Source organism: Campylobacter concisus (assembly GCF_902460625.1).
Lineage (GTDB): Bacteria > Campylobacterota > Campylobacteria > Campylobacterales > Campylobacteraceae > Campylobacter_A > Campylobacter_A concisus_AD.
Window position 1 is genome coordinate 39449 of the sequence record NZ_CABPUT010000008.1, and the last position, 6981, is coordinate 46429.

6 protein-coding genes and 1 tRNA gene are annotated in these 6981 nt (G+C 40.8%); all 7 read right to left on the minus strand.

From position 1 onward, the window contains the following. Nucleotides 1-72: transfer RNA gene (locus tag F3G69_RS06575), tRNA-Met, on the minus strand. 105 nt (nt 73-177) lie between these two features. Continuing rightward, complete coding sequence (locus F3G69_RS06580) at nt 178-1167, minus strand: argininosuccinate synthase domain-containing protein (RefSeq protein ID WP_149714758.1); 990 nt, start codon at nt 1165-1167, stop codon at nt 178-180. A gap of 59 nt (nt 1168-1226) precedes the next feature. Continuing rightward, nucleotides 1227-2450 carry a peptidase T gene (gene pepT, locus F3G69_RS06585; protein ID WP_149714759.1) on the minus strand — a complete coding sequence of 408 codons (1224 nt, stop codon included), beginning with the start codon at nt 2448-2450 and terminating at the stop codon, nt 1227-1229. An 11-nt stretch (nt 2451-2461) separates the two neighbouring features. Beyond that, nucleotides 2462-3772 carry a C4-dicarboxylate transporter DcuC gene (gene dcuC / locus F3G69_RS06590; protein ID WP_149714760.1) on the minus strand — a complete coding sequence of 437 codons (1311 nt, stop codon included), beginning with the start codon at nt 3770-3772 and terminating at the stop codon, nt 2462-2464. 14 nt (nt 3773-3786) lie between these two features. Then, complete coding sequence (gene pepE, locus F3G69_RS06595) at nt 3787-4485, minus strand: dipeptidase PepE (protein WP_149714761.1); 699 nt, start codon at nt 4483-4485, stop codon at nt 3787-3789. Further along, entirely contained in the window at nt 4482-5801 is a 1320-nt protein-coding gene (locus F3G69_RS06600; protein WP_149714762.1) for an amidohydrolase, read from the minus strand. Before F3G69_RS06600 ends, pepE begins: the two co-directional genes overlap by 4 nt. 10 nt (nt 5802-5811) lie before the next feature. Further along, nucleotides 5812-6981 (minus strand): M20 family metallo-hydrolase (locus F3G69_RS06605; protein WP_149714830.1); only part of this gene is annotated, 1170 nt, incomplete at its 5' end.

The following is a 6981-nucleotide window of genomic DNA, read 5'->3' on the forward strand; positions in this document are numbered from 1 at the left end:
TCACGGGGGAGACTTGAACTCCCGACCTCCGGCTTATGAGACCAGCGCTCTAACCAGCTGAGCTACCGTGACACTTTAAAATAAGTTTCGGATTATATAATTTTTAAACTTATTTGTAGATAAAAACCATCTTTATCTACAAACACAAAGTAAAAGCACCAAGAATCGACAAAACGTCTATTTTACGAAATAATTTTGAGCTAGAGATTTATCCTCAGGTGTGATACTAAATTTCTCGCTATCGATGCTAACTTCAAATTTATTTTCTCTGCTTGCTTTTGTATAAGCTAATGCAAGCCTTGCAGCTAGCTCTTTATCAGCTTTACTAGCGTTTTTGCTTATGAAGCTAATAGCTCCCACGATGTCATCGCTCTCTTTAAATTTTACTTGATCAAATTTATCGTTTGGATGTGCTAAAAGTGCGTTATTATCGCTTTCGTCACGACCTATTATCATTTTTGCACCATCTGGCAAGCGCAGATGCCTACCAAGCTTTAGCCACGTCACATCGATATCTCGCATCTCTTTATCAAAATTTAGGTAATCCTTTATCTTCACAGCAAAGCTCTCGATCGTTAGCAAACATCCACCTCCAGGCGTTGCAAAGTCCTCAAAGCCAATTTCCTTTGCCAAAGCAAGCTGCGGCTTTCTATCGCGCCCGCTTATATCAAGCAGCTTCTCTCTATCAACCCAGCCCTCGCGCTCTGGCTTAGTTGGTGGCAAGAGCTTAGCGCACATCGGACGAAGCACCAGATCATCCTCGTCATCAGCTAGGCGCTTAACCTGAAAGAGTGCATCTCTTCGCTGACTCATCGGTCTTTGACCCAAAACTTCGCCCGTGATGATGAAATTTGCATTTTCACTTTTTAGCATATTAAGAGCTGTTTTAAACATATAACCATGGCAGTCGATGCATGGATTAAACTGCTTGCCGTAGCCGTACTTTGGGTTAAAAAGCACGTCACGAAGATACTCATTTCTCATATCAACCACTTTTAAGCTAGCTCCAGCCAAAGCGGCACGGCGTCTTAAAATTTCATGTTTTTCTTCATCTACGCCAAATCCGGTATCCATATAAAGTGCGACCACTTCGATGTTTTGATCGCTTATTAATTTAATTGAGAGCATGCTATCAAGCCCTCCGCTAAACAAAGCTAAAGCCTTCATTTTTATCCTGAAAGTAAAATTTAAAGCCTAAATTTACTAAATCTAGGCTTTTATGAAGTTTATTTAGCAGCGTTAATTACGATTTTTTTAATCACTTCACTCGCGGCTTTTAGACTGCTAACTGGCAAATACTCGAAGACAGAGTGAAAGTTATTTGCCCCTGTGAATAAATTTAGCGTTGGCACACCTTTTGCAGATATCACAGCGCCGTCATATCCACCGCGCATAGGCTTTATATTTGGCGTGATATTTAGCTCACTAAAGGCATCTTTTGCTAATTTTATAGGCAGTGAGTTTTCATCTTTTAAAAATTTAAAGACATTTTCATAGCGTGTTTTTAGCGTGATTTCGCAACGCTCTCCATAAATTTTATTAAAAGAATTTGCCATATCGCTTAAAAACTCAAGCCTTTTTTGAAATTTCGCCTCGTCAAATTCTCTTATGTCGATCTTGAGCGTCGTTTTTGCGCTGTTTCCGCTAAGCTCTTTTACCCAAAAATAGCCCTCTTTGCCCTCGGTGCACTCTGGCACTTCGCCGCCTGGCAAAAGCGAGATAAATTTATGCGCAAGAAGTAGCGAATTTACAAGCTTGCCCTTTGCATTCATCGGATGAGCCGAAACGCCTTTAAAGACCATCGTGCAGTCAGCCGCGTTCCAGTTTTCATATATTAGCTCGCCTATCTCGCAGCAGTCTAAGCAGTAACCAAAATCAGCTCCAAGCAAATTTACATCAAGTGCTTTTGCCCCAAGTAAGCCCTGCTCTTCATCTGGCACGAAGCAGATCACGATTTTACCGTGCTTTACATCAGGATTTTGCATAAAGTAGCTAGCCATATTTACAATGCTAGCGATCGCAGCCTTATCATCAGCCCCAAGCAAGCTAGTGCCGTCAGTCACGACTATGTCATCACCAACGTACTTTTTAAGCTCTGGGTTATCGCTAAATTTTAGATAAATTCCCTGCTCTTCGTTTAGGCAGATGTCGCCACCTGTGTATTTTACGATTTTAGCTTTGGTATCATTTTTTTGCTCACTACTTGTATCTAAGTGCCCAAAAAAGGCGATGCTTGGAGCATTTTCACAGTTTGCAGGAATTTTTGCTATCAAGATAGCATTGTCTTGCAAGATGATATCTTTTATGCCTAGCGAGCTAAGCTCTTCTTTTAAAAACTTAGCCAGCTCGTACTCGGTTGGATTAGAAGGCATGACACCTTTTAGTCCATTCTCTTTATTTGTTGTGGTGTTAAATTTTGTATAGTTTAAAAATCTCTCTACGATATCCATTTTTCATCCTTTTAGATGACAAAAAATGCAATCGCTACAACAGAGACAAACATCCCTAAAAATGTTCTTTTAGCGATTTCAACTGGACTAACCATAGCAATGCCTGCACAAACGATAGCAGCACCGGCAATCGGAGAAGCCGATCTACCTAAAGCACCAGCAATAGCTGCAGCCATACCAAGCTTATCTTGTTCAAAGCCAAGTGCAGCGGCGTTTGTTGTGACAGCTTCGTTAAATGCAAATGTAGCGGCGTCGCCTGAACCTGTAACTATGCCCATGATAAATGGCACAAATGTTCCGCCAAATTTAACGTAACTTTGATCTGTTTTTAGCCATGCGATGACCACATCAACGGCTCCACATGCCTTTAGGCCAGCGACAAAGACACCAGCTGCGATGATGATACCCATAACATCAGCATAAGCGTGGCCCATTCCGTTAAAAAATTCTTTTGTGATTTTTTGCGGATTTGTAAGCGTAGCAAAGATAGCTATGATGGCACCTAGTATCATCGCCTCAGCAACGCCCATCTTTGTCCATGCAAGAAAGCTGTAGTCTTTTGCAAGGCTTGTTCCGCCAATAACCAAGATAACAAGTGGAACTAGAGGCATAATGGCGTAGATGAAATTTACTTTAAATAGCGGTTTCTCTTCGCTAGTGTTACTATTTTCAAGAGTGAAATTTGTATTTTTTTGATAGTCTTTAAGCAGTATCGCAACAATAACTAATGCGATCACTACGATAACAAGAGCAGTAAATGCACTTGGAATTTGCACTTTTATGACATCTTGAACTGTATAGCCCTCAACCGTCTTTTTAACAAGGTCAGCCACATAGACGTTGTGAGCCGATCCTGGGCTTAAAACTCCACCAAATGTCCCTGCAAAAACAGCAGCACCAGCCATAGCTGGGCGGATACCTGAGGCCATTAGAAGCGGTATAAGTGTCGCACCAACAGCAGCGGAGCATCCTGCAGCTGAAGGGATAGCGATATTTATAAAATAAGTTAGCACGGTTGTTGCGGGGATCAAGATAAAGCCTACATTTTTAAGTGGCTTTGTAAGAAGCGCAACAAGGTGTTTATCGCACATTGTGTATTTCATAACAAATGCAAAACCCATACTCGCACAAATCGCCTTTATAAGCCCTGCTTTAGTCATATAGTCAGTAAAAGCACTTAGTGCCCCCATCGGTTTTAGTGCGATTATACAAAGCACCAAACCAACACCTATTAGCACCGTTCTTGTCTCCTTTTTTAAGACTAGAAGTGCTACAACAGCCGCGATGCCAAGAATGGCAGCAATTAGCTTAAATGTTTCCATACCTCTCTCCTTGCTTAGATTTTAAATTTAGTTCCAACTTCTATTTTTTCTATCTCTTTTTGATACTCAAATTTTAAAATTTCACTGTGTCCTATGACCTCAGCCTCGCTACCCTCTATGAGCAAAGCCGTACCTTCAGGCAAAGCGTAGATAGTCTCTTTTGGATTAGCTATCAAAAATTCCTCCAACCTCTCCTCCCTGCTCTCGCCGTTATGGCCTGCCAGCTTACCACTTATGAAGTGCGGGTTTATTTGATATGGGAAGATATTTAAGCTATCAAATGACTTTGGCATGATGATAGGCATATCATTTGTCGTCATCATCGTCTTACCGGCGATGTTTGCACCAGCTGACCAGCCAAAATATTTTGCGCCATTTGCCACAGCTTCTTTTATAGGCTCAATCAAATTTAGCTTATAAAGCATGTAAAGAAGCATAAAGGTATTTCCGCCGCCAACTGCGATACTGCTAGCATTTTTGATAGCTGAAATTTTATCCTCATAGTGATGAATTGATTTTATATTGCTATTTTTTAATCTATCAATTACTTTTTGCTCATACTCGTCATTTGTTCGCCTAACTCCAGCGTAAGGGATAAATAAAATTTCTTCCTTGCCGCATTCACCTAAAAATTCCTTAACCCAGTTTTTGCAGTGCCTTAAATAGCCAGTATCTTGATAGCTTGAAGCGCTGATTAGTAAAGCATTTTTCATTTTTTCACTCCATTTAGTTTGTAAGCAGATCTTAGATAGACATCAACCCCAGCCACCAAGCACTCCTCATCAAAGTCAAATTTGCAGTTGTGATGGCCTGCTTTTAAATTTGTTCCTATCATCATATATCCGCTCTTTGCGCCCCTATCTTGCAAGGCTCTCATAAAATGAGCAAAATCTTCACAAGCACCAAAATCAAGCTCTTTTACGATCTTGTCATCATCTATAAATGGACTTTGCTTTGCAGCTTCATAGAAAATTTCAGTTACTTCTTTGTCGCTATCGGCTCCGTTTGTGCCACCAGTTTTTACGACTTTGCTCTCTACGCCATAAATTTCGCTCACACCTTTAACGATATCCATGCATTTTTCATACATAAAATCATTTAAATTTGTATCTTCGCCTCTTGTTTCGCAAGCTAGATAACCATTTGGCGCGATGACGTTTCTGCCTTCACCTGCTTTTAAAACGCCTACGTTTATCCTAGTCACGCCTTTTGCATGTCTTGTTATACCATGCATACTTAGCGCCATTTGAGATGCAGCTAAAAGTGCATTTGCGCCGTCTTGTGGTGCTCCAGCTGCGTGAGCTGAACGACCAGTGATATGTACGTCAAATTTTGAAGTTGCAAGTAGCTTATTTGTTCCACAGATGATGCCTCTATTGGTTTTTGCTTGAAAGCCGATATGTCCGCCTAATAGATACTCTACGCCATCAAGCACACCAGCAGCTTCCATAGCCACAGCTCCTCTTGTGCCCTCTTCTGCTGTTTGGAAGATAAATTTAAATTTGCCGTTAAACTCATCTAAATTTTCAGCTATAAGTTTTGCCACACCAAGGCCTATAGATATATGACCATCATGCCCACAAGCATGCGTGATACCAGCGATATCTGCGCCAAAACCCTCTTTAAAAGGTCTATGATCAGCGTCTGCGCTCTCTGTCACATCGACGCTATCTATGTCAAATCTAAATGCTGTAAATTTACCAGGCCTTTTCGTATCTATAAAGGCTGTTAGGCCTGTTAAGCCATCTTTCATATAAGGAAGATACTTTGCCTCTTCAGGACTTAGGAGCTTTTTGGCTCTTTCTATTGCTTTTTCGCATTGCTCTTTTGAGCCAAGTCCAAGCCTTGCATCAGCTTTAACCACCTTGTCACCAAGGCTTATTTCATAACCAAGATCGCTAAGTCTCTTTGCTAGTACGGCGGTTGTAAAAAATGTAAACCAGCCAGTCTCTGGATGCGAGTGAAAATACCTGCGATCCTTGATCAGCTCATCTTTTAAAGAAAGAGCCAAATTTGCTATCTTATCCATAGATTTCTCCTTATTCATTTGATAGTTTAATTAGTGCATTTGTTAAAATTTGTGTAGCTTTGAAAGCATCATCAAAATTTATAGCTTCTGCTGTATTGTGACTGATACCGCCGACACAAGGTATAAAAAGCATACCAACACTGTTTGCAAGCTTTGTTAAATTCATCGCATCATGTCCAGCTCCGCTTGGCAAAGTAAGCGTTTTTATGCCCAGTTTAGCAGCCTCTTCGCTTAGTAAATTTATAGCATGCTCACTAAGTTTTACTGGCTCGTCACTACTTAATTCTCTTATCTCATAACTAAAATTTAGCTCACCGCTTAGCTCTTTTATAAAATTTCTAAGCTCTAAATTTAGCTCTTCTAAGCTTGCTTTATCGATATCTCTTAGATCAACTCCAAGCCTTGCCTCGCCTGGCACGACGTTTAAAACGCCCGGCTTTGCATGTGCGTAACCAACAGTAGCCACAGCAGTTTTTTTGTTTTTTGCAAATTTATTTGCAGCGATGATGATGTGTGAGGCGGCAAGCAGCGCGTCACTACGCATATTCATCGGCGTTGCACCGCTGTGATCTGCCTTACCATGAATAATAATTTCAAATCTAATAGGAGCGGCGATACCGCTTACTATACCAACGCTTATACCACTTCGCTCAAGCACTGGACCTTGTTCAATGTGAAGTTCTAAATATGAATGAAGTGAGTGTTCTTTTAAAATAGAATCATTTAAATTTTGTGGCTCAAGTCCAAATTTACTCATCGCTTCAAAAAGCGAAATGCCATCTTCGTCTTTTAATTCATGAAGCCTTTGTAGACCAAGTTTGCCGCTTATTATCTTGCTGCCAATGGTCGCTGTCTTAAACCTACTTGACTCTTCACAGCAAAAATTTATGAGCCAAAGTGGGCGTTTTAGTTTAATGCCAGCTTCTTTTATCGAGGTCAATGCTTCAAGTCCTGCCATGACACCAAGCGTGCCATCATAAAAGCCACCATTTGGCACGCTATCTATGTGAGAGCCCACACAAACCGGCTTCTCGCCTGGCTCACAGCCATCATCATAGATGGCAAAGATATTGCCAACATTGTCAATTTTAAGTTTAAAGCCATTTTCTTCTATTAAATTTATAAGAAAATTTCTAGCCTCCAAGTCTTCTTTACTAAATGCAAGCCTTGTTAGCCCTCC

Bases quoted from the DNA above. Each gene is read 5' to 3' on its own strand.
- F3G69_RS06580 (WP_149714758.1), bottom strand. From the start codon at position 1,167: ATGAAGGCTTTAGCTTTGTTTAGCGGAGGGCTTGATAGCATGCTCTCA.
- dcuC (WP_149714760.1), bottom strand. From the start codon at position 3,772: ATGGAAACATTTAAGCTAATTGCTGCCATTCTTGGCATCGCGGCTGTT.
- pepT (WP_149714759.1), bottom strand. From the start codon at position 2,450: ATGGATATCGTAGAGAGATTTTTAAACTATACAAAATTTAACACCACA.
- pepE (WP_149714761.1), bottom strand. From the start codon at position 4,485: ATGAAAAATGCTTTACTAATCAGCGCTTCAAGCTATCAAGATACTGGC.
- F3G69_RS06600 (WP_149714762.1), bottom strand. From the start codon at position 5,801: ATGGATAAGATAGCAAATTTGGCTCTTTCTTTAAAAGATGAGCTGATC.